Source organism: Derxia lacustris, from assembly GCF_002105195.1.
Taxonomy (GTDB): Bacteria; Pseudomonadota; Gammaproteobacteria; order Burkholderiales; family Burkholderiaceae_E; genus Derxia; species Derxia lacustris.
Genome location: NZ_MUHU01000004.1, coordinates 1 through 23,675, shown reverse-complemented (window position 1 = coordinate 23,675; position 23,675 = coordinate 1). Strand labels below are relative to the sequence as shown.

Here is a 23,675-nt window from a genome sequence, read left to right as displayed (position 1 = left end):
GCGGGAGTGATGGAGCTTGAATTCATTCGACCGAAGCAGCCGGATTGCGCACCCGGCTGCGAGTGATTTCTATATTGCGCATTGGAATGCCGACCTGACCGAAGCAGACCCGGCTGGCCTGGGCCCGCAGGATGACGGCATCGTGGACCCAGTGCTGCTGCACATGCGCATCCTGGCTGCCGGTCGCGATTGCCACCGAAATGGCGTAATCGCCGACCGGCAGGATCGGCATGCGGAATTCGAATACGGCTTCGATCCGTTCACCGGCGCGTGCCGAACAGGGATCGAGCCGGTAAGTCAGATAGGTATTGTCGCCAAACACCGTCTGGCCAAGGCGGTCCTTGAAATCGAAACCGAGAATCACCGCATCGAGATCGGCGATGGCATTGGCCGCGATGACGATTTGCACCAGCTCACCGCCCACCACCCAGTCGAGCCGGGCGCCACTGGCGGCATCGCGCACGCAGGTATCGACGATGCGCGCGCCGCCGGCACCGAAGGATTCGGCACCGATCTGGAACGGCAATACCTCCAGATCGTTGCGCAGATTCGACTGATTGATGAATCGCTCGCGCATGTCGATGTAATCGGCATCGGCGGCGGGCGCTGGCGTTTCGGCAATCTCGGCCTGCTGCGTGGCCGAAATGTCTTGCGATTCGGCGACCAGATTTTCGAGATAGCGCTTGATGACGCTCTTGGGGCTGCCCAGATCGATGACGCGGCCGCGTTCGAGCAGCAGCGCGCTCGAACACAGATTGGTCACCGCCGAAATATCGTGGCTCACGAAAAGCAGCGTGCCGCGCTCCATGAAGCTGCGCAGAAAGCGCATGCATTTCTGCACGAAATAGGCATCGCCGACCGACAGCGCTTCATCCACCACCAGAATGTCGGCATCGACATGGGCGATCACGGCAAAGGCCAGCCGCACATACATGCCGCTCGAATAGGTCTTGACCGGCTTTTCGATGAAATCGCCGATATCGGCAAATGCCGCAATCCGGTCGAAGCGCTCGTCGATCTGCTCGGTCGACAGGCCGAACAAGCGGCCATTCATGTAGACGTTTTCGCGGCCGGAGAATTCGGGATTGAATCCGGCGCCGAGTTCGAGCAAGGCCGCGACCTTGCCGCGCACCGCCACCCGGCCGGCCGATGGCGCCAGCGTGCCGCAGAGGATTTGCAGCAGCGTCGACTTGCCCGAGCCGTTGCGCCCGACGATGCCGAAGGTTTCGCCCTGGGCAACCTGGAAATTGATGTCGGCCAGCGCCGGAAACTTGCTGTGATAGCAGCCGGCTTCCAGACCCAGCATTCGCTGCACCGGCGGCAGCAGCAATTGCTTGAGCCGGTCGCGCGGACTGGAATAGACCTCGAAATTCTTGCAGAGCCCTTCGACCTCGATGACGATTTCAGAGGACATCGGCAAACCCCCGCCGCGTCATCTGAAACCAGGCAAAGCACAGCAGCGCATAAACCGCCGAGGCGGCATTGACTGCCAGCCAGTAGCCGGCATCGGGCAGCGTGCCGTCGATCATGATCTGCCGGGTCATTTCCACATAATGGGTGATCGGATTGAGCATGATGAATGGCCGGAAAGCCGCAGGCACGGCCTGGATCGGATAGAAGATGGGCGCCATGAAAATGAGTGCGCTGGTCAATACGCCGACCACCTGACGCACATCGCGCGCATACACGCCGAGCGAGGCGAGAAACCAGCAATTTCCGGTGGTAAAGGCAATCAGCGGCAGCAGCGCAAATGGCAGCAGCAGCAGGGTTGCATGCAATTGGCCTTCCATCAGCAGATAGGCCAGGCACCACACGACAAGCCCCACCAGATAATGGAAGAAGGCCGACAGCACGGTCACGGCCGGCAGAATCTCCAGCGGAAACACCACCTTCTTGACGTAATTGGCGTTCTCGATGATGAGCGTCGGCGCGCGCGACAGGCATTCGCTGAAGAAGTTGAATACCAGCAATCCGGCAAACAGCACGATGGCGAAATGCGATTGCGAATCGGGCATGCCGGGCCAGCGCGACTTGAACAGCGTGCCGAAGGCAAAGGTATAGATCGCCAGCATGAACAGCGGATTGAACAGCGACCACAGCAGGCCGAGTGCCGAGCCCTGATAACGGCCCAGCACATCGCGCCGGGTCAGTTCAAAAATGAGCCGCGCATTGGTGCGCAGCGAGGGCAGCGGATTGAATCGCGCCTCTGAAATCGAGGATGCGCTCATGAACGACAGTCTTTCCTGAATCGGGCGGGAAGTGGCGCCGGGCCATCGGCCCGGAATGCGCGCCTTCGGTCAGGCGCCTTGCGCACCTGAAACATGAAGTGCGACGCCGGCCTGCCACGCGGGCAATCGAATGCCGAAACGCTGCTCCAGTGCGGAGCAATCGAGCCGGGAATTGAGCGGCCGGCGCGCGGGCGTGGGGTAGTCGCGGGTGGGAATCGGCTCGATCGCCTGCACTTTCAAGGCAGCAGCGCCGGCGCTCTGGCGCTCAGCGGCGATCAATTCGGTGGCAAAGCCATGCCAGCTTACTTGGCCGGACGCCACCAGATGCAGCAGTTGCGAATCGAAGCGGCCGGCGGCGCGGTCGCGCAGCGATTGCAGCAGCGCAATTGCGGTCACATCGGCAATCAGGCGCGCGGAAGTGGGCGCGCCGATCTGGTCGTCGATGATGCGCAGGGTTTCGCGTTCGCGCGCGAGCCGGAGAATGGTGCGCGGAAAATTCTGGCAGCGATGCGAATAGACCCAGCTGGTGCGAAAGCAGAGCCAGTCGGCGGCCGAATTGGCGAGGGCGATTTCGCCGGCCAGTTTGCTGCGGCCATAGGCATTGACCGGCGCGGTCGGGTCGCTTTCGCTGTGCGGCGTGTTGCCGCTGCCGTCGAACACGTAGTCGGTCGAGTAATGGATGACGAGCGCGCCAGTGGCGGCGGCGAATTCGGCGATGACGCCGACCGCATCGCCATTGATGGCGGTGGCGAGCGCTTCTTCCGATTCGGCCTTGTCGACGGCGGTGTAGGCGGCGGCGTTGAGGATGACGTCGGGCCGGTGCGCTGCCAGTGCGGCGCGCAGCGCGGCCGGCTCGGCCAGATTGCATTGCGCGCGGTTCACGCCGGTCACTTCGCCGAGCGGCTGGCAGCTGCGCAGCAGTTCCCAGCCGACCTGACCGTCGCAACCGGTCACCAGGATGCGCGTCATGCGTAGACCTCGGCGTCGCTCAGCAGCGGCGCGGCGGCGTCCTTGGCGGCGACCAGCGGCTCGCCGTCGAGCTGCCAGTCGATGCCGAGCGCCGGATCGTTCCAGCGCAGGCTGCGGTCATGCTCCGGCAGCCAGTACTCGGTCGTCTTGTAGAGGAAGTCGGCGCTGTCGCTCAGCACCGCAAAGCCGTGGCCGAAGCCGGGCGGAATCCACAGCTGCCGATGGTTCTCGGCGCTCAGCTCAACCCCGGCCCACTGGCCGAAGTTGGGCGAGCTGCGGCGCAGATCGACTGCCACGTCGAGCACCCGGCCAGCCACCACGCGCACCAGCTTTCCCTGCGGCTTGACCATCTGATAGTGGATGCCGCGCAGCACATTGCGCGCCGAGCGCGAATGGTTGTCCTGCACGAAGGCGGCGGCGCTGCCGGTGGCCTCGGCGAAGGTGCGCGCATTCCAGCTTTCGAGGAAGAAGCCGCGCGCATCGCCGAACACCTTGGGTTCGAGGATGAGCACTTCGGGCAGGCGGGTCGGAATGACGTTCATGCAGACGGGAACACGCGTTCGTTGATGATGCGCAGCAGGTACTGGCCGTAGTTGTTCTTCTTCAGCGGCTCGGCGAGGCGGGCCAGCTGCTCGGCATCGATCCAGCCCTGGCGGAAGGCGATTTCCTCGGGGCAGCACACTTTCAGGCCCTGACGCGTCTCGATGGTTTCGATGAAGGTCGAGGCTTGCAGCAGCGACTCGTGCGTGCCGGTATCGAGCCAGGCCATGCCGCGACCCATGATCTCGACCGACAGCTGACCGTCGGCCAGATAGCGCGCATTGACGTCGGTGATCTCAAGCTCGCCGCGCGCCGACGGCCGGATGTCGCGCGCGATGTCGACCACCCGGTTGTCGTAGAAGTACAGGCCGGTGACGGCGTAGTTGCTCTTGGGCTTGGCCGGCTTCTCTTCGATGCTGAGCGCGCGGCCGGCAGTATCGAAATCGACCACGCCGTAGCGCTCCGGATCAAGTACGTGATAGGCGAAGACCGTGGCGCCGTCGGTGCGCGCATTGGCGTTCTGCAGCCGCAGCGACAACTCGTGGCCGTAGAAGATGTTGTCGCCCAGCACCAGCGCAGCCGGGTCGCTGCCGATGAAATCGCGGCCCAGGATGAAGGCCTGCGCGAGGCCATCCGGGGACGGCTGCACCACATAGCCGATGTTGAGCCCCCACTGGCTGCCGTCGCCGAGCAGCTCGGCGAAGCGCGGCAGATCGCTCGGCGTGGAGATGAGCAGGATGTCGCGGATGCCCGCGATCATCAGCGTGCTCAGCGGGTAATAGACCATCGGCTTGTCGTGGATCGGCAGCAGCTGCTTCGACACCACGCGCGTGACCGGATACAGCCGCGTGCCCGAGCCGCCGGCCAGCACGATGCCCTTGCGATTGATGGCGCTCATGTGCGCTCTCCGTATTGGCGGTCGATCCAGTCGCGATAGCTGCCGTCGCGCACCCGGTCGACCCAGCCGCGATTGTCGAGATACCAGGCCACCGTCGCGCGGATGCCGGTCTCGAAGGTTTCCTCGGGGCGCCAGTCGAGTTCGCGTTCGATCTTGCTCGGGTCGATGGCGTAGCGGCGGTCGTGGCCCGGGCGATCCTTGACGTAGGTGATGAGGTCGGCGTAGCGGCCTTCTGCGCGCGGGCGCAGTTCGTCGAGGATGGCGCACAGCACGGTCACCACGTCGATGTTGCGGATCTCGTTCTTGCCGCCGACGTTGTAAACCTCGCCCGGCCTGCCGGTTTCGAGCACACGCTCGATGGCGCGGCAATGGTCGAGCACGAACAGCCAGTCGCGTACGTTGAGGCCGTCGCCGTAGATCGGCAGCGGCTTGCCGTCGAGCGCGTTCTGCAGGATCAGCGGGATGAGCTTTTCCGGAAACTGGAACGGGCCGTAGTTGTTGCTGCAATTGGTGGTCAGCACCGGCAGCCCGTAGGTGTGGTGATAGGCGCGCACCAGATGGTCGGACGCGGCCTTCGATGCCGAATAGGGGCTGTTGGGCGCGTAGGCGGTGGTCTCGCTGAACGGCGCGTCGTCGGGGCCGAGCGAGCCGTAGACCTCGTCGGTCGACACATGCAGAAAGCGGAAGCCGGCGCGCGCTTCGGCTGCGAGTTCCTGCCAGTACTTGCGCGCGGCTTCGAGCAGTTCGAAGCTGCCGTTGACATTGGTGCGGATGAATTCGCCGGGGCCGAGAATGGAGCGGTCGACATGGCTCTCGGCGGCAAAGTGCACGATGGCGCGCGGCCGGTGCGCTGCAAACAGCGCGGCGATCGCCGCGCCATCGCAGATGTCGGTATGACTGAAGATCAGGCGCGGATCATGCTGCGCCGAGGCGAGGTTCTCGCGATTGCCGGCATAGGTGAGCTTGTCGATCACCACGATCGGCTCATCGAACCGGGCAAGTCGATGCAGCACGAAGTTCGAGCCGATGAAGCCGGCTCCGCCTGTCACAAAAATCATGGGATCGCTTACCTGATGGGCTGCGGGCGGCGCGGAATGTCTTGGTCCGCAATTACCATTTGCCGCTGATGGGGCCGCCATTCTAGTGGCTGCATGAAAACCTTCGCTCCGCCCATCCTCACTCCATATTGTTGTCCTACCTGTTCAAGGAAAACCGCCGATGGCCCTCGATTCTTCCAACGCACCTGCCGCATCGCTGTTCAAGGCCTATGACATTCGCGGCGTCGTTTCGACCGCGCTCACGCCCGATGCCGTGCGCCTGATCGGCCAGTCGATCGCGACGCTCGCGCGCGAACGCGGCCAGACCGCCGCCGTCATCGGCCGCGATGGCCGCGTGTCGGGTCCGGAACTGGCCAAGGCGCTCGCCGACGGCCTGCGCGCCGGCGGCCTCGATGTGGTCGACGTGGGTCTGGTCGCCACGCCGATGCTGTACTTCGCCACCTATGAACTCGGCATTCCGACCGGCGTCATGGTCACCGGCTCGCACAACCCGCCCGAGTACAACGGCCTCAAGATGGTCGTGGCCGGCGAAGCCATCTACGGCGACACCATCACCGGCCTGCGCACCCGCATCGTGGAAGGCAAGCTGGCCGAAGGCGCCGGCGGCTACAGCACCGACGACATCGCCGAGCGCTACATCCAGCGCATCATCGGCGACGTCAAGCTGGCGCGCCCGATCAAGGTCGTGCTCGACGCCGGCAACGGCATTCCCGGCGCCTATGCGCCCGAGCTGTTCAAGCGCCTCGGCGCCACGGTGGTCAAGGAGCTGTTCTGCGAAGTGGACGGCACCTTCCCCAACCACCATCCCGATCCGGCCGATCCGCACAACCTCGAAGACGTGGCGCAGGCGCTCAAGGACACCGACGCCGAAATCGGCCTGGCTTTCGACGGCGACGGCGATCGTCTGGGCGTGGTGACCAAGGAAGGCAACATCATCTGGCCCGACCGCCAGCTGATGCTGTTCGCGCGTGACGTGCTGTCGCGCAATCCGGGCCAGCAGATCATCTTCGACGTGAAGTGCAGCCGCCATGTCGGCAATGTGGTGCGCGAAGCCGGCGGCGTGCCGCTGCTGTGGCGCACCGGGCATTCGCTGGTCAAGGCCAAGCTCAAGGAAACCGGCGCCCCGCTGGCCGGCGAGATGAGCGGCCACACCTTCTTCAAGGAACGCTGGTACGGCTTTGACGACGGCCTGTACACCGGCGCCCGCCTGCTCGAAATCCTGTCCCGTTCGGACGATCCGAGCGCGGTGCTCAATGCGCTGCCCAACGCCTCCAGCACGCCCGAGCTCAAGCTCGAACTGCCCGAGGGCGAGAACTTCACGCTGGTCGAGAAGCTGCAAGCCACGGCCAAGTTCGAAGGCGCGACCGAACTCATCACGATCGACGGCGTGCGCGCCGAGTTCCCCGACGGCTTCGGTCTGGCGCGTCCGTCGAACACCACGCCGGTGGTGGTGCTGCGCTTCGAGGCCGACAACGCCGAAGCGCTCGAACGCATCCAGGGCGAATTCCGCAAGGCGATCCTGGCGGTCAAGCCCGACGCCAAGCTGCCGTTCTGATGCCGGCTGCCCGCGCGACGGGCGGCGCCTGAAATGCAAAGAGGGCCTTTCGGCCCTCTTTGTTTTGGTGCAGCCCCGCTCCGTGGCGGGGTTGCAAGCCCTTGCAAACCTGCTTACTTGAGCAGCTTGGCGGCCAGTTCCTTCAGCTCGGGATGGTTGCGGCCGATCTCGATGTTGGCCTCCCACCAGCCCTGGCGCGTGCCGCAGTCGTAGCGCGTGCCGACGTAGCGGTGCGCCACGACCTTGCGCGAGCTCATCAGCGCGGCGATGCCGTCGGTGAGCTGGATTTCGCCGCCGGCGCCGCGCGGCGTGTTGACCAGCTCGGCAAAGACCTGCGGCTCAAGCACATAGCGACCGACCACGGCGAGCGTGGACGGCGCTTCCTCGGGCTTGGGCTTTTCGACCATGTAGGTCACCTTCGAGGTGGCCGGCGTGATCGGGTCGGCGGCGATGATGCCGTACTTCTTGGTGTCCTCGCGCGCCACGTCCATCACGCCGAGCACGCTGGCGCCATGGGCTTCGTACTGCTGCACCAGCTGCTTGGTCACCGATTCGTCGGCGTAGAGCAGATCGTCGGGCAGCAGCACCGCGAAGGGTTCGTTGCCGACGGCCGGCTGGGCGCAGAGCACCGCATGGCCCAGGCCGAGCGGCTCGGGCTGGCGGATGAAGATGAAGTTCACGCCCTTGGGCGCGATGCTCTTCACGATGTCGAGCAGCTCCTTCTTGCCGCGCGCTTCGAGCTCGGCTTCGAGCTCGGGCGCCTTGTCGAAATGGTCTTCCAGCGCGCGCTTGCTGCGGCTGGTGATGAAGATCATGTCGGTGATGCCGGCGGCGACCGCTTCTTCCACGGCGTACTGGATCAGCGGCTTGTCAACCACGGTCAGCATTTCCTTCGGAATCGCCTTGGTGGCGGGCAGCGAGCGCGTACCGAGGCCGGCGACAGGAAAGACGGCTTTGCGGACTTGGGTCATGGGAATTCCTGGAGTTCCTGGAGTGTGAAAGTCGGCGATCGGCGCAGTGAGCGCGCCTTGTGCATCGGGAGGAGGGCGTTGCGTCTGGCTGGCGGACTGCAAGGTACTGGAAGGCTGGCGGCGCGGGTAGCGCCCGAGCGCAAGCCTGCGGAAGGTCGGCACAGTTGCGGCGTGCGAGCGGTGTTGCTTCAGCATATTTCGCGCCTGCCGGGTCGCGCGCGTGTGCGCGAAGCGGCGGGATTGTAAGCTCGGCCCCCTTTCGCGGCAGCTGACGGTTGCGGGATGTTCGCCGCGAATGGCGACCTCGCGCCCGACCTTGGCACGCGACGATGTCATTCAGTACAGGGCGGGGCGGATGCGGGTTCTTCTGGTCAAGATCAGTTCGATGGGCGATGTGATTCACAACCTGCCCGTCGTCGGCGACATCCTGCGCGCCCGGCCCGAGGCGCGCATCGACTGGATCGTGGAGGAGGCCTATGCCGGCCTGCTCGGCCTGCATCCCGGCATCGCCCAGGTGATTCCGATCGCGCTGCGGCGCTGGCGCCGGGCGCCGCTGTCGGCGACCACGCGCGGCGAGGCCGGCGTGCTGTGGCGCCGGCTGCGCGCCAGCCATTACGACGCCATCGTCGACAGCCAGGGCAATGTGAAGAGCGCACTGGTAGCGCGCATCGCCCATGGCGAGCACCTTGGCTATGCACGCGAATCGGCACGCGAGCCGCTCGCGGCGGCGTTCTACGACCGCGGTTTTGCCAACGGGCCGTATTTCAGCCAGCCGGCCACGCGCCGCTACCGCGCGCTCGCCGGCTGGGCGCTGGGCTACGCGCCCGAGGGCGCGCCGCACTACGGCCTGACGCCACCGCCGCAGCGGCCCGACTGGCTGGCCGGCAGCGAGCCCTATGCGATCGCGCTCACCGCTACCGCGCGTGACGAGAAGCTCTGGCCCGAGGCGCACTGGCGCAGCCTGCTCGCGCAGCAGACGCGCGCCGGCCGTCGCGTCGGCTTGGCCTGGGGCAATGCCGCCGAGCGCGCGCGCGCCGAGCGGCTGGCCGACGGCATCGACGGCGCCCAGGTGGCGCCGCGCGCGCTGGGGCTGGTGGAATGGGCCGGCGTGCTGGCCGGCGCGAGCTGCGTGGTCGGCGTCGATACCGGGCTCAGTTTTCTGGCAGCGGCGGTCGGCGCGCCGGTGGTGGCGATTTACGTGGCCACCTCGCCGACGCATGTGGGCATCGTCGCCAGCACGCCGCATCGCTGCCTTGGCGACGTTGGCCAGCCGCCCGGCGTCGATGACGTGTTTGGCGCAATGCAAGAACTGGCGCGCGCATGAACCGGCCCGGCGCCGACCTGCGCCTGTCGCCGCGCGAGCGCCTGGCCGCCGCCGGCTATGCGCTGCTGTGGTGGATTGCCCTGCCGCTGGCCTTCGCGCGGCTGGCCTGGCGCGCGCGCCGCGAGCCCGGCTATGGCCAGCATCGCGCCGAGCGGCTCGGCCGGCATGCGCGCCGGCCCGATGCCGAGCGCATCTGGGTGCATGCGGTCTCGGTCGGCGAGACGCGCGCGGTCGCGCCGCTGGTCGAGGCGCTGGCGCGCGAACGGCCGGGCGCGGTGTTCGTGCTGACCCACATGACGCCGGCCGGCCGGGCTGCCGCGCAGCAGGTGTTTGCCGGGCTGATCGGCGCCGGCCGGCTCGAATCGGTGTTTGCGCCCTACGACATCGGCTTTGCGGTGCGCGGCTTTCTGGCCGCATTCCGGCCGCGCGTCTGCCTGCTGATGGAAACCGAAATCTGGCCGCAGCTGATCCGGCTGTCGGCCGCGCGCGGCGTGGCGGTGGCGCTGGTCAACGGCCGGCTGTCCGAGCGCAGCGCGCGGCGCGGCCGGCGCTTTGCCGCGCTGCTCGAACCGGCGGTGCGCGCCATCGCGCTCGCCACCGTGCAGACCGAGGACGACGCCGCGCGCATGCGCAGCTTTGGCGCACGCCGGCTGGCGGTCTGCGGCAACCTCAAGTTCGATCTGGCGCCGGCGCCGGCCGCCGTGGCGCTCGGCCGCGACTGGCGTGCGGCCATCGGCGCGCGCCGCGTGCTGCTGCTCGCCTCGACCCGCGAGCATGCCGGCCAGAGCGAGGAGGCGCTGCTGCTCGACCGGCTGCCGGCCGAGCGCGGCGGCGCGCTGCTGGCGATCGTGCCGCGCCATCCCCAGCGCTTTGCCGAAGTTGCCGAGCTGGCGCGCGCGCGCGGCCTGCGCGTGGCGCTGCGCAGTCAGGCGCTGCCCGCGCCCGACGACGAGGTGTGGATCGGCGATTCGATGGGCGAGCTGGCGGCCTACTACACGCTCGCCGATGCCGCCTTCGTGGGTGGCAGCCTGCTGCCGCTCGGCGGCCAGAACCTGATCGAAGCCAGCGCCTGCGGCTGCCCGGCCGTCATGGGGCCGAGCCAGTTCAACTTTGCCGAGGCTTCGCGGCTGGCCGTCGAGGCCGGCGCGCTGCTGCGCGTGAATGCCGCCGACGAGGTGTGGCCGGCGCTGTTCGGCATTGCCGGCGATCCGGCACGGCGCGCGGCGATGGCGGCGGCGGCCGGCACATTTGCCGCGCGCCATCGCGGCGCGACCGAGCGCAATCTGACTGCGCTCGCCGCGCTGTTCGACTGACTAGCGGCCGAACAGCCCGTCAACCTGCGTCAGATCGGCATCGCCGAGCCGGCCGGCGGCCGACTTGAGTTGCAGCCCGGTGTAGATCGCCTCGTAGCGCGCCTTGGCCAGATCGCGCTGGGTCGAGAACAGCTGCTGCTGGGCGTTGAGCACGTCGATGTTCACGCGCACGCCCACCTTGTAGCCGAGCTGGTTCGACTCCAGCGACGACTGGCTCGACTTCTCGGCCGTCTCGAGCGCACGCACCTGGGCCAGCCCGGAGGTGAGCCCGAAATAGGTCTGGCGCGCCGTCTGGGCTGCCTGCCGACGCGCGTTTTCCTGGTTCTGGCGCGCCTGCTCGTCGAGCGCCACCGCCTCGCGCACGCGGCCCTGGGTTGCGCCGCCGGCAAAGATCGGCACGCTCAGTTGCAGGCCGATGCTGTCGTTGCGAGTGCTGGTGCCGCCGATGCCGGCGATGGCATAGGTGGACAGATTGGACTGGTAGCTGCGCGCCACCACCACATCGAGCGTGGGCAGATGGCCGGCGCGCGCGCGTTCGATCTCGCGCGTGGCGATCTCGGCATTGACGCCGGCCGCCTGCACCTGCGGATTGTCGGCTTCGGCCGCCGCGACCCAGTCGTCGAGATTGGCCGGCTCGGGCGCGGCCAGCTGCACTGGCGTGCGCAGCGGCACCAGCTCGCCCGGCACCCGGCCGCTCACTTGCAGCAGCGCGGCGCGGCGCGTGGCCACGTCGTTGAGCGCGCCCAGTTCCTCGGCCACCGCCAGATCGAAGCGCGATTGCGCCTCGTTGGTATCGGTGATGGTGGCCGTGCCCACCTCGAAATTGCGCTTGGCCGAGGCCAGCTGCTCGGCGATGGCGACCTTCTTGGAGCGCACGAAATTGACCGTGTCTTCGGCCGCCAGCACATCGAGATAGGCGCGCGTCACGCGCAGCCGCAGGTCCTGCTGGGCCTGCGCCAGCTGGGCTTCGGCCGCCACCACCGCCAACTTGGCCTGCTCCCAGCCCACATAGCTCTGCCAGCGCAGCAGCGGTTGCGTGAGCTGGAGCGTGTAGTTGCGCGTGTTGTCGGTGTGCCGGGTGTCCTTGGGCGGGATCACCGCATCGAGCGAGTAGCGCTGGATGCCGGCGCTCAGGCCCACATTGGGCAGCAGGCTGCCGAAGGCCTGCGGCTCGCGTTCGCGCACCGACTGGGCCTGGGCGCGCGCGGCGGCATAGACCGGATCGCCGGCGAGCGCCGATTCATAGAACTGGAGCAGCGATTGCGCGCCGGCCGTGGCCGGCAGCAGCGCGAAGCCGAGCGGCAGCAGCGCCGCCGTCAGTGCGCGGGCAAGGCGAGTCGGACGCATGCGGGCTCCGGCTCAGTAGCGGCGCATGGTCGGATCGACCTGGCCCGCCCATTCATGCACGCCGCCGGCCAGATTGATGACGCGGGTGAAGCCGTTGCGCTCCAGCCAGAACGCCACCTGGGCGCTGCGGCCGCCGTGATGGCAGATGCAGACGATCTCGCGGTCCGGGTCCAGCTCGCCGACGCGCGCCGGGATGGTGTTCATCGGGATCGAGATCGAGCCCGGGATCTGGCACAGCTCGACCTCCCAGGTTTCACGCACATCGACCAGCAGCGGCTGTTCGGCGGCGGTATCGGCGAGGCGGGCGGCCAGTTCGGTGGGCTGCATCTGTTGCACGGCGGGCTCCTGCGCGGGCCGGAGGCGGCCCGCTGGATTTAGAAACGGAAGGTCGACGGCTGCTCGGCGTTGCGCAGCAGGGCCACGCGGGTCTCGAACAGGTTGCGCTGCGTGGCCGACTGGGCGCCGGTCTTGGTGAGCAGCAGGGCTTCCATTACCACGCCGCTGCCCACGAAGGCCGCCAGCCGGCCGCCGATCTTGAGCTGGGCCGCGAAGGCCGGCGGCAGCAGCGGCAGGCCGCCGGAGATGACGATCACGTCGAATTCGCCGAGCTGGGGCAGGCCGCGCGCGCCGTCGGCCACCACCACCTTGGCATTGCGCACGCCGGCGCGCGCCAGATTGGCTTCGGCAAAGCGCGCCAGCGCCGGATCGATTTCGACCGTGGTCACGTGCCGCGCGCGCGCCGCCAGCAGCGCCGCCATGAAGCCCGAGCCGGTGCCGATTTCGAGCACGGTGTCGTCGGGGCCGACCGCCAGTTCCTGCAGCACGCGGGCCTCGACGCGGGGCTGGAACATCTTTTCGCCCTTGGCGGCGCCTTCGACGTTGAGCGGCACTTCCACATCGGCGAGGGCGAGGCTGCGGTAGGCCGGCGGCACGAAGTCTTCGCGCTTCACCACGGCCAGCAGGCCGAGCACGGACGGGTCGAGCACATCCCAGGGGCGGATCTGCTGCTCGATCATGTTGAACCGGGCGCGGTCGAAGTCGAGGGTCGTTGTCGTCATTGGAATGAGGGTTTCAAGAGGGAGCGGCGCGGACGCGGACGCTCGGCAAGACCGGGAAACGGAGGAATCGCTGCGGCGCCTGCCGTGCCGGGCAAACCGCCGGGGCGCCTTTCTGAAACGGGCCGGATTCTAGCAAAGCCCCCCTTGTCAAGGCGGGCACAACGCGCTCGCAATCGGCGCGCGCAAGGGCTTGCGGCGCAGATGTTTCACCCCTGTCGCCGACTTGCGACGGATTCGCAATTCGCCTAAGGTCGGCCGGGCACGCGGGGGTCCTGCCGGCAAGTCCGGCGGGTGAGAGAGTCCCTTGAACCTGTCCGGATAATGCCGACGTAGGGAGCCGTGCCAGGGCGCCGTTCACCTTCGTTGCGTGAGGCGCCGGGCTCCTTCGTCGCACCGTCCCCGCTGCGGTTTCAGACGAACGGAGTCCCAGATGAACGCCAACCCGCAATTCCTCGCCGCGACCGCCCAGGTCGATGACGCGGCGGTCAAGCCGCTGCCCAACTCGCGCAAGTTCTACGCGCAGGGCTCGCGCCCCGACATCCGCGTGCCGATGCGCGAGATCAGCCAGGGCGACACGCACACCACGGCCGGCGTCGAGACCAATCCGCCCATCTACGTGTACGACACCTCGGGCCCCTACACCGACCCGGCCGTCAAGATCGACATCCGCTCCGGCCTCGCGCCGGTGCGCGCGGCGTGGATCGAGGAGCGCGGCGATACCGAAGTGCTGGCCGGCCCCAGCTCGGCCTTTGGCCAGGAGCGCGTGGCCGATCCCAAGCTCGCCGAGCTGCGCTTCAACCTCAAGCGCGCGCCGCGTCGCGCCAAGGCCGGCGCCAACGTCACGCAGATGCATTACGCGCGGCAGGGCATCGTCACGCCCGAGATGGAATACATCGCCATCCGCGAGAACGCGCGTCGCAAGGAGTACCTGGAAGGCCTGCGCGCCGGCGGCCCCACCGGCGAGAAGCTCGCGCGCCTGATCGGCCGCCAGCATCCGGGCCAGAGCTTTGGCGCGTCGATCCCCGAAGAAATCACGCCCGAATTCGTGCGCGATGAAGTGGCGCGCGGCCGCGCCATCATCCCGGCCAACATCAATCACCCCGAAACCGAGCCGATGATCATCGGCCGCAACTTCCTGGTGAAGATCAACGCCAACATCGGCAACTCGGCGGTCAGCTCGGGCATTGGCGAGGAAGTCGAGAAGATGACCTGGTCGATCCGCTGGGGCGGCGACACGGTGATGGACCTGTCGACCGGCAAGCACATCCACGAGACGCGCGAATGGATCGTGCGCAATTCGCCGGTGCCGATCGGCACGGTGCCGATCTATCAGGCGCTCGAAAAGGTCGACGGCAAGGCCGAGGACCTGACCTGGGAAATCTTCCGCGACACGCTGATCGAGCAGGCCGAGCAGGGCGTGGACTACTTCACCATCCATGCCGGCATCCGGCTCGCGTACATCCCGCTGACGGCCAACCGCATGACCGGCATCGTCAGCCGCGGCGGCTCGATCATGGCCAAGTGGTGCCTCGCGCATCACAAGGAAAGCTTCCTCTACACGCACTTCGAGGACATCTGCGAAATCATGAAGGCCTATGACGTGGCCTTCAGCCTCGGCGACGGCCTGCGTCCGGGCTCGATCTGGGATGCCAACGACGAGGCCCAGCTGAGCGAGCTGCGCACCCTCGGCGAACTGACGCAGGTGGCATGGAAGCACGATGTGCAGGTGATGATCGAAGGCCCCGGCCATGTGCCGATGCAGATAATCAAGGAGAACATGGACATCCAGCTGCGCGACTGCCACGAGGCGCCGTTCTACACGCTGGGTCCGCTGACGACCGACATCGCGCCGGGCTACGACCACATCACCTCGGCCATCGGCGCGGCGCAGATCGGCTGGTACGGCACGGCCATGCTCTGCTACGTCACGCCCAAGGAGCACCTGGGCCTGCCGAACAAGAAGGACGTGAAGGACGGGATCATGGCCTACAAGATTGCCGCCCATGCGGCCGATCTGGCCAAGGGCCATCCGGGCGCGCAGATCCGCGACAACGCGCTGAGCAAGGCGCGCTTCGAGTTCCGCTGGGACGACCAGTTCAACCTCGGCTTCGATCCGGATACCGCCAAGGATTTCCACGACGAGACGCTGCCGAAGGAGTCGATGAAGTCGGCCCACTTCTGCTCGATGTGCGGCCCGCACTTCTGCTCGATGAAGATCACGCAGGACGTGCGCGATTACGCGGCCGAGCAGGGCATCGCGGCCGAGGCGGCGCTCACGAAGGGCATGGAGGAAAAGTCCATCGAGTTCGTGAAGAAGGGCGCCGAGGTCTATCACAAGGCCTGACGGCGCGGTGGCAACCGGCCCGGCCTCCAGTGCCGGGCTGGCGGCAAAGCCCACCGTGTTCGCACCGCATTTCGTGCGATTTATCGCTTTGCCGCCTCCCTACCATTCCTGCCAATCTGGACGTGGCGCCACTCGCCCGTCAGCAAGGGCAGCGGCATGGACAAGATCATCGATTACGTGGCGGATGTGACTGGCGAGCGCGATCGCGATGCGATCGATGTGTCGGTCGCGCAGGCGTTGTTCGACTGCCTCGATCCCGATGCGCTGACGCTGTTCCGGCTGTTCGAGGACGATGCGCGCCAGCGCCGGCTGATGCCGCGCGCGGTATTCGGCGCCGGCTTCGAATCGCCGCTCGCGACGGTGCAGCTCAACCGCAGCCTGCGCACGACGCTGCCGCTGGTCGATGCCGAGCCGCTGGTCGAGCGCTGCGTGCGCCAGCGCATCGTGACGCGCGGCCTGACGCCCGACGGCCGGGTGCGCACGCTGTTCCCGCTTGCCTCCGACAGCGCGGTGATCGCGGTGCTGGAGGTGCTCACGCGCGACGCCATGAGCGCGCGCGAGCAGCGCATGGCGCTCGGCGTGCTGCGCATCCTGCGCAACCATCTCGCCATCCTCGACTACAGCGAGCACGACACGCTGACCGGTCTGCTCAACCGCAAGACCTTCGACGGCAACTTCAACAAGCTGGTCATGCGCGCCAATCGCAGCGAGGGCGAATCGCCCTGGTTTGCCATCGCCGACATCGACCGCTTCAAGCTCATCAACGACAACTTCGGCCATCTGTTCGGCGACGAGGTGCTGCTGCTGCTGGCCCGGCTGATGCGCGACACCTTCCGCAGCGGCGACAAGCTCTACCGCTTTGGCGGCGAGGAATTCATCGTCACGCTCGACCGCGCCTCGCCCGATGCCGCCGAGAGCGCCTTCGAGCGGCTGCGCGCGGCGGTCGAGGCGCATGAATTCCCGCAGGTAGGCCGGGTGACCGTGAGCCTGGGCTACACCACGGTGCTGCCCGGCGATCTGCCGGCCACCGCCATCGGCCGCGCCGACGAGGCGCTGTACTACGCCAAGGAACACGGCCGCAACCAGGTCTGCGGCTATGAGCTGCTGGTCGGGCGCGGCCTGCTGGTGGCCAAGGCCGAGCGGGCGGAGATGGAGCTGTTCTGAGCGCGCCCGGCGGCTGGCCGCCGCCGCATCGGGCCTGCCGCGTCAGGCCAGGCGTGCCGCCGCCTCAACCCGCCGGCGCGGCGCCCGCCTCGGCGATCAGCCAGTCGGTGAACAGCGCCGCCGGCCCTTCGCGCGCCAGCTCGGACGCGACCAGATACACCCCGTAGCGCGATCCCAGCCGGAGCGCCGGAAACGGCGTGATCAGCTCGCCGCGCTCGATGTAGTCGCGCAGGAACTGCGACTTGCCGAGGATCACGCCCTGGCCGCGCACCGCCGCCTGCATCGACTGATCCACGAAATTGAACAGCAGCCGGCCGGCCGGTTGCAGGCGCGGCTCGCCGGCCAGCTCCAGCCAGCGCTCCCAGCTGTTCTCGGCCGAACTCTGAAAGCCGTCGTCGAGCACCAGCAGCGTGCAGCGCGCGAGTTCGCCCGGCGCCGCCAGCCCGCCCACGCGCTCCAGCAGCGCTGGCGACAGCGCCGGCGTCAGCTCCTCGTCGAGCAGGCGCAGGGCGTTGCGCGGCGCCTGGTCGTCGCGGCAATAGCGGATCGCCAGATCGATCTCCTCGGCCACCATGTCGAGCACCGTGTCGCCCGAGTCGATGCGGATGTCGATGGCCGGATGCAGCCGCGCGAACGAGCTGAGCCGCGGCACCAGCCACAGCGACGCGAACGACGGCCAGGTGGTCAGCGCCACGCGGCGCCGCTCGGCCTCGCCGCGCAGCTCGGCCACGCAGCGGTCCAGCTCGCCGAGCGCGCCGCGCACCACGCGTTGCAGCTTCTGGCCAGCCAGCGTCAGCTCCAGCTCGCGCGTGCGGCGGATGAACAGCGGCCGGCCCAGCTCCTCCTCCAGCGACTGGATCTGGCGCGACATCGACGATTGCGTGAGATGCAGCTCCTCGCCCGCCAGCGTGAAGCTGAGCAGGCGCGCGGCGGCCTCGAAACCGCGCAGGTTGGCCAGGCCGAGCGGCCGGGTGCGGCGTGCCATGACGTTCTCCGGATCGTGCATGCATGTGATTTGCGCATGCATTATGCGCAGGGATTTCGTTTGTGCGGCAGCCTGCGAGCCGTCGATATTGCGGCTGTCGACGCGCAAGTTCTCGGGGCGCCGGGCGGATCGGCCGCCGCGCACCGGGCTCGCATGGCCGGCATGCATGCACTCGATGCATGCGAGGCATGCATGCGGCGCAGCGCGTCGGGGAGACCGTCATGGCGAAGGCAGGGGATGAGGCGCTCGCGCTCGACGCGGGCAGTGCGGTGACATTGGCGCTGGCGCGCGGCGATCTGCTGTGCGTGCGCGGCGGCCGGGTCTGGATCACGGAAACTGGCGTCACCGGCGACCATGTGCTCGATGCCGGCATGTGCCTGCGCGCCTCGGGCGCCGGGCCGCTGGTGATCGAGGCCTGGAGCGATGCGCGGCTGGCGCTGCGCCCGGCCGGCGCCGACGCAGCCGTGCCGCGCCGGCTTCCTATAATCGGCAGCTTCAGTTCTCTCGCGGAGTTGCCGTCATGGCCGCCGAAACCGGAATTTCCCCGTCTCCCGTCGTCGCTGCCGCTGGCGCTGCGCCAGCGGGTTCGCGCCGTGGCCTGCTCGTGGGCGGCGCGCTGGCTGCGGTGGCCGTTGCGGCCGGCGGCTTCAGCCTGCTCGGCGGCGGACAAGGCCCGGCGCCCGATGTAGCGCTGCGCACCCTGGCCGGCGAGTCGCTCAAGCTGTCCGACCTGCGCGGCAAGGTGGTGCTGGTGAATTTCTGGGCCACGTCCTGCACCACTTGCGTGCATGAAATGCCCGCGCTGGCCGAGGCGCACCGGCGCTTTGCCGCGCGCGGCTACGAGACGGTGGCGGTGGCGATGAGCTACGACCGGCCCGACTACGTGGCCAACTTCGCGCAGGAACGCGCGCTGCCGTTCAAGGTGGCCATCGACATCGACGGTGCGATCGCCCAGGCCTTCAGCGGCATTCCGGCCACGCCGACCAGCTTTCTGGTCAGCAAGCAGGGCCGGATTCTTCAGCGCTATGTGGGCGAGCCCGACTGGGAGGCGTTCGCGAAGCTGGTGGAAGCCGAACTGGCTGCCTGATCGCGTCAGGCGCTGAACAGCGCGGCCAGCCGGTCGCGCATCGCGCCCTCCAGCTCGCCCTGCCAGCGCAGCAGCGTCTGGCCGTCGCGGCCCACGACATAAAAGCTCGGTACCTGACGCACGTCGGGGAAATTGCGCCGGGCATCGGCCTGACGCAGCACCGGCCAGTGCGGCGGGCGTTGCGCGACGAAGCGCTTGAGCTCGTCGGCGCTTTCGTCGATGGACACGCCCAGCACGCGCAGGCCGCGTTCGCGGTACTCGGCCGCGAAGCGCTCGACCTCGGGCAGGTTGCGCAGGCAGTAGCCGCACCACGTCGCCCAGAACTCGACCAGCACGATGTTGCCGCGCAGCCCGGCCAGATCGATGGCGGCGCCGCTCGCCACATCGCTGCCGGCGATTTCCGGCCGCTCGACCGATGGCGGCACATAGCGCCGGCCGTGGCGCAGCGCGACGAAGCCGGCGCCGCCGACCGCCACGAGCCCCGCTCCGGCGATGCCGGCGCGCAGCCAGCGTCGGCGCTTGGGCGCGAGCGGGGCGTTCATCGCGTGGCTCGCATGGCGTTTGCCACGCCCGCGCCGGCCGATGCGTCGTGCATCAGCGCCTCACTCCGCCACGCCGGCGGCATGCGCCTGCTGGTCGGCGTGATAGCTCGACCGCACCATCGCGCCGACCGCCGCATGGCTGAAGCCCATCTCGGCCGCCTTGGCCTCGAACATCTTGAACACGTCGGGATGCACATAGCGCCGCACCGGCAGGTGATGGCCCGAGGGCGCGAGGTACTGGCCGATGGTCAGCATGTCGATGTCGTGGGCGCGCATGTCGCGCATCACGTCGAGGATTTCCTCGTCGGTCTCGCCCAGGCCGACCATCAGGCCGCTCTTGGTCGCCACGCCCGGATGGCGCGCCTTGAAGTCCTTGAGCAGCTTGAGCGAATGCTCGTAGTCGGCGCCCGGCCGCGCTTCCTTGTAGAGACGGGGAACCGTCTCCAGGTTGTGGTTCATCACGTCGGGCAGGCCGCCGGCAAAGCAGTCGAGCGCCTTGTCGAGCCGGCCGCGGAAGTCGGGCACCAGCACCTCGATCTGCGTGCTCGGCGTGAGCGCGCGGGTCTCGCGGATGCAGTCGACAAAGTGCTGGGCGCCGCCGTCGCGCAGGTCGTCGCGGTCGACGCTGGTGATGACGACATAGCGCAGCCGCAGGTCGGCGATGGTCTTGGCGAGGCGCGCCGGCTCCTCGGTGTCGAGCGGGTCGGGGCGGCCGTGGCCCACGTCGCAGAACGGGCAGCGGCGGGTGCACTTGTCGCCCATGATCATGAAGGTGGCCGTGCCCTTGCCGAAGCATTCGCCGATGTTGGGGCAGGAGGCTTCCTCGCAGACGGTGACCAGCTTGTTGGCGCGCAGCACGTCCTTGATCTCGTGGAAGCGGCCGCTGGCCGAGCCGGCCTTGACGCGGATCCACTCGGGTTTGCGCAGGATTTCGTGCGGCGCGATCTTGATGGGAATGCGCGCGGTCTTGGCCTCGGCCTTCTGCTTGGCGGTCGGGTCGTAGGTTTCGCGCGATTCGGCGGTGCGGGTGGTGCGCTCGGCGGCGGTGGCGCCGGCAACGGGCGTGGCCGGCGCGGCGTCGGCGGTCTCGGCTTGGGGGGCTTGGCTGCTGCTCATGGGGTCTCGCGGAGAGGCCGGAGCGTCAGGAGCGGGCCCGGCCGGAAGGGCGTTCGAGTGTGCCACAGGGGGTGGGGTTCGCCGGGGCGGTGGCGTATGGCGGGCAGGGGCTTGGCGGCCGTCGGGCAGCGCGCCGGGCCCGCGCGTCGGGCCGTTCAGCCGCGCCGGGCGCCGGGCCGATTCAGCCGGCGGCCTGCGACCGGCCGGCGCGCGGCAGCAGCGGCGAACGCGCCAGCAGCGCGCCGAGCGTGCCGCCGAGGCCGTCGATGAGCACATCGCCGCCCTCGAAACCGTGGTGATGGCCGACGATCTGCCAGCCCTCGTGCGCGAGGCCAAACATCCACAGCGCGCCGACGATCCACGCCAGCCCCAGACGCGGCAGCCCGCGCGCCCAGACCGCGCCGAACAGCGCAAAGCTGGCCAGATGCATCTGCACATGCAGCCGCATCGGGTAGACGTGGCTGGCCTGCCAGTCGGCGGCGGCCCAGACCATCACCAGCGTGAGCGCGATGGCCAGCGCAAGCGCGGCAGGGTCGAAGCGGCGGCTGGCCGGGCGGGCGAAGTGGGGCATGGCGGCGGTTGAGGAGGTGGGCGACTCAGGCCGGGCGGCCGAGCTGGTGCAGCAGCGCGTCGGTCAGTGACTTGGCGGCAGCGTCCCACGCAACTTGAGCGCCAGCGCGTGACATGTCGGTGGTTTCGAGCCCGGCATAACCGCAGGGATTGATGTCGGCATAGGGCGCGAGGTCCATCGCCACATTGAGCGCGACGCCGTGATAGGTGCAGCCGCCGCGCACCCGCAGCCCGAGTGCGGCGATCTTGGCGCCCGGTTGCGCTGCGGCATCGGCGCCGCCTTCGAGCAGATAGACGCCGGGCGCGCCGGCCTTGCGGTCGGCCGCGATGCCGAAGCCGGCCAGCGTGTCGATCACCGCCTGCTCGATGCGCGCGACCGCCTCGCGCACCAGATAGCCGCGCCGGCGCAGATCGACCAGCAGATAGACCACCACCTGCCCCGGCCCGTGATAGGTGATCTGCCCGCCGCGATCGGTCTGCACCACCGCGATGCCGTTGGCGCGCAGCAGATGCTCGGGCTTGCCGGCCTGGCCGAGCGTGTAGACCGGCTCGTGCTCCAGCACCCAGATTTCGTCGGGCGAGTCGGGCGTGCGGGCGGCGGTCAGGTCGCGCATCGCGGCGACCGTGGCCTCGTAGGGCACGCGGCCCAGCGTCCGCACCACCGGCGCGAACGGGCGCCAGCCGCTGCGCGCGGCGGCGGCGCTGTCGGGCAGTGCGCTCACAGCACCACCGACACCATCGGATGGCCCGACAGCTCGGTGTAGAGCGCATCGAGCTGGGCCCGGTCGACCGCGCGGATGGTCGCGGTCAGGCTCAGATAGGTGCCGCTCTTGCTCAGCCGCATTTCCAGCGTGGCCGCGTCCCAGTCGGGCGCATGGCGCTTGACGATGTCGACCACCGTCTGGGCAAAGTGATCGTGGCGCCGGCCCATGATCTTGATGGGGAAGTCGAGCGGGTACTCGATCAGGCTGTCGAGATTGGGATCTGCCATCGCGCCTCCTCGGTTCACTTGAACATCATGCGCATCGCGTCGATCGCGCTGCCGATCATGCCGGCCTTGTTGACGCTGGCCAGCGCCACCAGCGGCACCTCGCCGACCGGCCGGCCGTCGAGCGTGAGCTTGATGGTGCCGACCTGCTGACCGGTCTGGATCGGCGCCACCAGCCGTTCGCTGCGCTCGACCGCCGCCTTGATCTTGTCGCCCTGGCCGCGCGGCACGCTCACCACCAGCTCGCGGTTCACGCCGGCGCTCACCTCGTCGGCCGTGCCCTTGAACACCGGAATCGACTGCACCGCCGCGCCCTTGGCATACAGGCGCACATCGTCGTAATTCTGGAACGCGTAGTTGAGCAGCTTCTGCGATTCCTGCACCCGGCCGGCGGCGTTCTGCGCGCCGATCACCACCGAGATGACGCGCCGGTTGCCGTCGGGCGCACCGGTCTGCGGCTGGCCGGCGGCCGGCGCACCGGCGGCCGGCGCGGCCGGGAAGGCGCGCCGCGCGGTGGCGATCAGGCACCAGCCGGCCAGATCGGTGTAGCCGGTCTTGAGGCCATCGACCGACGGATCGAGCCAGAGCAGCCGGTTGCGGTTCTCCTGCTTGATGCCGTTGTAGGTGTACTCGCGGGTCGAGTAGTACGAGAGGTATTCGGGGAAGTCGGTCACCAGCCGCTGGCTCAGGATCGCCAGGTCGTGCGCCGTGGAGTAGTGGTTGGGGTCGCTCAGGCCGTGCGAATTGCTGAAGTGCGAGTTCTTCATGCCGAACTCGGCGGCCTTCTTGTTCATGAGGTCGGCGAACTGCTCCTCGGTGCCGCCCACGCGCTCGGCCAGCGCGATGGTCGCGTCGTTGCCCGACTGAATAATCATCCCGTGCAGCAGCTCGTCGACCGACACCTGCTTGCCCACCTCCACGAACATGCGGCTCGATTCCTTGTTGCCGCCGCTTTTCCAGGCGCGCTCGCTGATGAGCACCAGATCGGCTGGCTTGAGCGTGCCGGCCTTGATCGCGCTGAACACCAGATAGGCGGTCATCAGCTTGGTCAGCGAGGCCGGATCGGTGCGGGTATCGGCCTCCTGCATGGCCAGGATCTGGCTGCTGTTCACATCGAGCACCAGCCAGGACCGGGCCGCGATGACCGGCGGCGGCACCTGGGCCGAGACCGGCGCGGCAACGGCCGCGAGCAGCGTGGTGGCCGTGGCGAGCGCAATGGCGCGCAGGCCGGGAATGAGACGGTGTTGCATGGCGAAACCCTGATCGTTGTCTTGAAGTGGCCGCCCGGCGCAAGGCGCCTGGGGCGGCGGGAAAGCGGGCTCCGGTCGGGCCCGGAGCGGAAACACCGATGCGAGGCGCTGCCGTTCGCGCCTCGTCGGCCCCGGCGGCGGCGTCAGCCGGCGTCGTCGGCGGCCTCGCTGCCGGCCTGCGGCGCGAGGCGCGGCGCCAGTGCATCGAGCACCAGCGACTTGATGATGATGAGCCGGCGATGAAAGAAGTGGTCGGCGCCCGGCACCACCACCACCGGCAGCTCCTGCGGCCGGGCCCAGTCCAGCACCGAACCGAGCGGCACCGTGTCGTCCAGCTCGCCGTGGATGACCAGCGTGCCGGCCGGCAC

24 protein-coding genes and 1 pseudogene are annotated in these 23,675 nt (G+C 68.3%); 7 read left to right on the top strand and 18 right to left on the bottom strand.

The features are described from left to right. Positions 1–22: 22 nt before the first annotated feature. From B9P64_RS05215 to rfbB, 6 genes are all read right to left on the bottom strand, one after another. Positions 23–1,414 carry an ABC transporter ATP-binding protein gene (locus tag B9P64_RS05215; protein ID WP_085315174.1) on the bottom strand — a complete coding sequence of 464 codons (1,392 nt, stop codon included), beginning with the start codon at positions 1,412–1,414 and terminating at the stop codon, positions 23–25. Beyond that, a complete protein-coding gene (locus B9P64_RS05210) occupies positions 1,404–2,228 on the bottom strand; it encodes an ABC transporter permease (RefSeq protein ID WP_085315173.1) in 825 nt (274 codons plus the stop codon). Before B9P64_RS05210 ends, B9P64_RS05215 begins: the two co-directional genes overlap by 11 nt. 69 nt (positions 2,229–2,297) lie before the next feature. Beyond that, positions 2,298–3,197, bottom strand: coding sequence for a dTDP-4-dehydrorhamnose reductase (rfbD, locus tag B9P64_RS05205; protein ID WP_085315172.1), 900 nt, complete (start codon positions 3,195–3,197; stop codon positions 2,298–2,300). Further along, positions 3,194–3,739, bottom strand: a complete 546-nt coding sequence (rfbC, locus tag B9P64_RS05200) for a dTDP-4-dehydrorhamnose 3,5-epimerase (protein ID WP_085315171.1) — start codon at positions 3,737–3,739, stop codon at positions 3,194–3,196. Before rfbC ends, rfbD begins: the two co-directional genes overlap by 4 nt. Then, the gene (rfbA, locus tag B9P64_RS05195; protein ID WP_085315264.1) at positions 3,736–4,626 is read right to left on the bottom strand and encodes a glucose-1-phosphate thymidylyltransferase RfbA; all 891 of its coding nucleotides are present in this window, start codon (positions 4,624–4,626) and stop codon (positions 3,736–3,738) included. The genes rfbC and rfbA overlap by 4 nt, the downstream gene beginning before the upstream one ends. 5 nt (positions 4,627–4,631) lie before the next feature. Continuing rightward, entirely contained in the window at positions 4,632–5,693 is a 1,062-nt protein-coding gene (rfbB, locus tag B9P64_RS05190; RefSeq protein ID WP_085315170.1) for a dTDP-glucose 4,6-dehydratase, read from the bottom strand. A gap of 160 nt (positions 5,694–5,853) precedes the next feature. Here rfbB and B9P64_RS05185 point away from each other — a divergent pair, with 160 nt between their 5' ends. After that, positions 5,854–7,248: a phosphomannomutase/phosphoglucomutase gene (locus B9P64_RS05185; RefSeq protein WP_085315169.1), complete on the top strand. Its 1,395-nt coding sequence runs from the start codon at positions 5,854–5,856 to the stop codon at positions 7,246–7,248. Positions 7,249–7,361: 113 nt separating this feature from the next. On the opposite strand, the gene galU is transcribed toward B9P64_RS05185, so the two are convergent. After that, the gene (galU, locus tag B9P64_RS05180) at positions 7,362–8,219 is read right to left on the bottom strand and encodes a UTP--glucose-1-phosphate uridylyltransferase GalU (RefSeq protein WP_085315168.1); all 858 of its coding nucleotides are present in this window, start codon (positions 8,217–8,219) and stop codon (positions 7,362–7,364) included. A 295-nt stretch (positions 8,220–8,514) separates the two neighbouring features. Between galU and waaC the strand changes: the two genes are divergently transcribed. Together waaC and B9P64_RS05170 are read left to right on the top strand one after the other, a co-directional pair. Continuing rightward, the gene (waaC, locus tag B9P64_RS05175; RefSeq protein ID WP_328589855.1) at positions 8,515–9,543 is read left to right on the top strand and encodes a lipopolysaccharide heptosyltransferase I; all 1,029 of its coding nucleotides are present in this window, start codon (positions 8,515–8,517) and stop codon (positions 9,541–9,543) included. Beyond that, entirely contained in the window at positions 9,540–10,856 is a 1,317-nt protein-coding gene (locus B9P64_RS05170; protein WP_085315166.1) for a 3-deoxy-D-manno-octulosonic acid transferase, read from the top strand. Before waaC ends, B9P64_RS05170 begins: the two co-directional genes overlap by 4 nt. Here the strand turns inward: B9P64_RS05170 and B9P64_RS05165 are convergent, their stop codons facing one another. The 3 genes from B9P64_RS05165 to B9P64_RS05155 are packed head-to-tail and all read right to left on the bottom strand — an operon-like array spanning position 10,857 to position 13,261. After that, positions 10,857–12,203, bottom strand: coding sequence for a TolC family outer membrane protein (locus B9P64_RS05165; protein WP_085315165.1), 1,347 nt, complete (start codon positions 12,201–12,203; stop codon positions 10,857–10,859). A gap of 12 nt (positions 12,204–12,215) precedes the next feature. Further along, positions 12,216–12,539 carry a rhodanese-like domain-containing protein gene (locus tag B9P64_RS05160; RefSeq protein ID WP_085315164.1) on the bottom strand — a complete coding sequence of 108 codons (324 nt, stop codon included), beginning with the start codon at positions 12,537–12,539 and terminating at the stop codon, positions 12,216–12,218. 38 nt (positions 12,540–12,577) lie between these two features. Continuing rightward, positions 12,578–13,261 (bottom strand): protein-L-isoaspartate O-methyltransferase family protein, encoded by a 684-nt coding sequence (locus B9P64_RS05155; RefSeq protein WP_085315163.1) that lies wholly within the window; start codon positions 13,259–13,261, stop codon positions 12,578–12,580. Between the two features lie 430 nt (positions 13,262–13,691). Between B9P64_RS05155 and thiC the strand changes: the two genes are divergently transcribed. Further along, positions 13,692–15,605: a phosphomethylpyrimidine synthase ThiC gene (gene thiC, locus B9P64_RS05150; protein WP_085315162.1), complete on the top strand. Its 1,914-nt coding sequence runs from the start codon at positions 13,692–13,694 to the stop codon at positions 15,603–15,605. 156 nt (positions 15,606–15,761) lie between these two features. After that, positions 15,762–16,769 (top strand): GGDEF domain-containing protein, encoded by a 1,008-nt coding sequence (locus B9P64_RS05145; protein WP_085315161.1) that lies wholly within the window; start codon positions 15,762–15,764, stop codon positions 16,767–16,769. Positions 16,770–16,833: 64 nt separating this feature from the next. On the opposite strand, the gene B9P64_RS05140 is transcribed toward B9P64_RS05145, so the two are convergent. After that, entirely contained in the window at positions 16,834–17,754 is a 921-nt protein-coding gene (locus B9P64_RS05140; RefSeq protein WP_176256727.1) for a LysR substrate-binding domain-containing protein, read from the bottom strand. 221 nt (positions 17,755–17,975) lie between these two features. On the opposite strand from B9P64_RS05140, the gene B9P64_RS27215 reads away from it, so the two are divergent. Next, positions 17,976–18,443 (top strand): DUF2917 domain-containing protein, encoded by a 468-nt coding sequence (locus B9P64_RS27215; protein WP_235839900.1) that lies wholly within the window; start codon positions 17,976–17,978, stop codon positions 18,441–18,443. Then, the gene (locus B9P64_RS05130; RefSeq protein WP_235839899.1) at positions 18,380–18,841 is read left to right on the top strand and encodes a peroxiredoxin family protein; all 462 of its coding nucleotides are present in this window, start codon (positions 18,380–18,382) and stop codon (positions 18,839–18,841) included. Before B9P64_RS27215 ends, B9P64_RS05130 begins: the two co-directional genes overlap by 64 nt. 5 nt (positions 18,842–18,846) lie before the next feature. On the opposite strand, the gene B9P64_RS05125 is transcribed toward B9P64_RS05130, so the two are convergent. From B9P64_RS05125 to B9P64_RS05095, 7 genes and pseudogenes are all read right to left on the bottom strand, one after another. Then, positions 18,847–19,383, bottom strand: coding sequence for a TlpA family protein disulfide reductase (locus tag B9P64_RS05125; protein WP_085315157.1), 537 nt, complete (start codon positions 19,381–19,383; stop codon positions 18,847–18,849). A gap of 60 nt (positions 19,384–19,443) precedes the next feature. Further along, positions 19,444–20,499: a lipoyl synthase gene (lipA, locus tag B9P64_RS05120; protein WP_085315156.1), complete on the bottom strand. Its 1,056-nt coding sequence runs from the start codon at positions 20,497–20,499 to the stop codon at positions 19,444–19,446. A 181-nt stretch (positions 20,500–20,680) separates the two neighbouring features. After that, on the bottom strand, positions 20,681–21,070 hold the full coding sequence (locus tag B9P64_RS05115) for a hypothetical protein (RefSeq protein ID WP_085315155.1): 390 nt from the start codon (positions 21,068–21,070) through the stop codon (positions 20,681–20,683). Between the two features lie 25 nt (positions 21,071–21,095). Next, complete coding sequence (gene lipB / locus B9P64_RS05110) at positions 21,096–21,791, bottom strand: lipoyl(octanoyl) transferase LipB (protein WP_085315154.1); 696 nt, start codon at positions 21,789–21,791, stop codon at positions 21,096–21,098. Continuing rightward, the gene (locus tag B9P64_RS05105; protein WP_085315153.1) at positions 21,788–22,060 is read right to left on the bottom strand and encodes a YbeD family protein; all 273 of its coding nucleotides are present in this window, start codon (positions 22,058–22,060) and stop codon (positions 21,788–21,790) included. The genes lipB and B9P64_RS05105 overlap by 4 nt, the downstream gene beginning before the upstream one ends. Positions 22,061–22,074: 14 nt before the next feature. Next, positions 22,075–23,307, bottom strand: a complete 1,233-nt coding sequence (locus B9P64_RS05100) for a D-alanyl-D-alanine carboxypeptidase family protein (RefSeq protein WP_085315152.1) — start codon at positions 23,305–23,307, stop codon at positions 22,075–22,077. A 143-nt stretch (positions 23,308–23,450) separates the two neighbouring features. Next, a pseudogene (locus B9P64_RS05095) lies at positions 23,451–23,675 on the bottom strand (alpha/beta hydrolase); the annotation flags it as partial.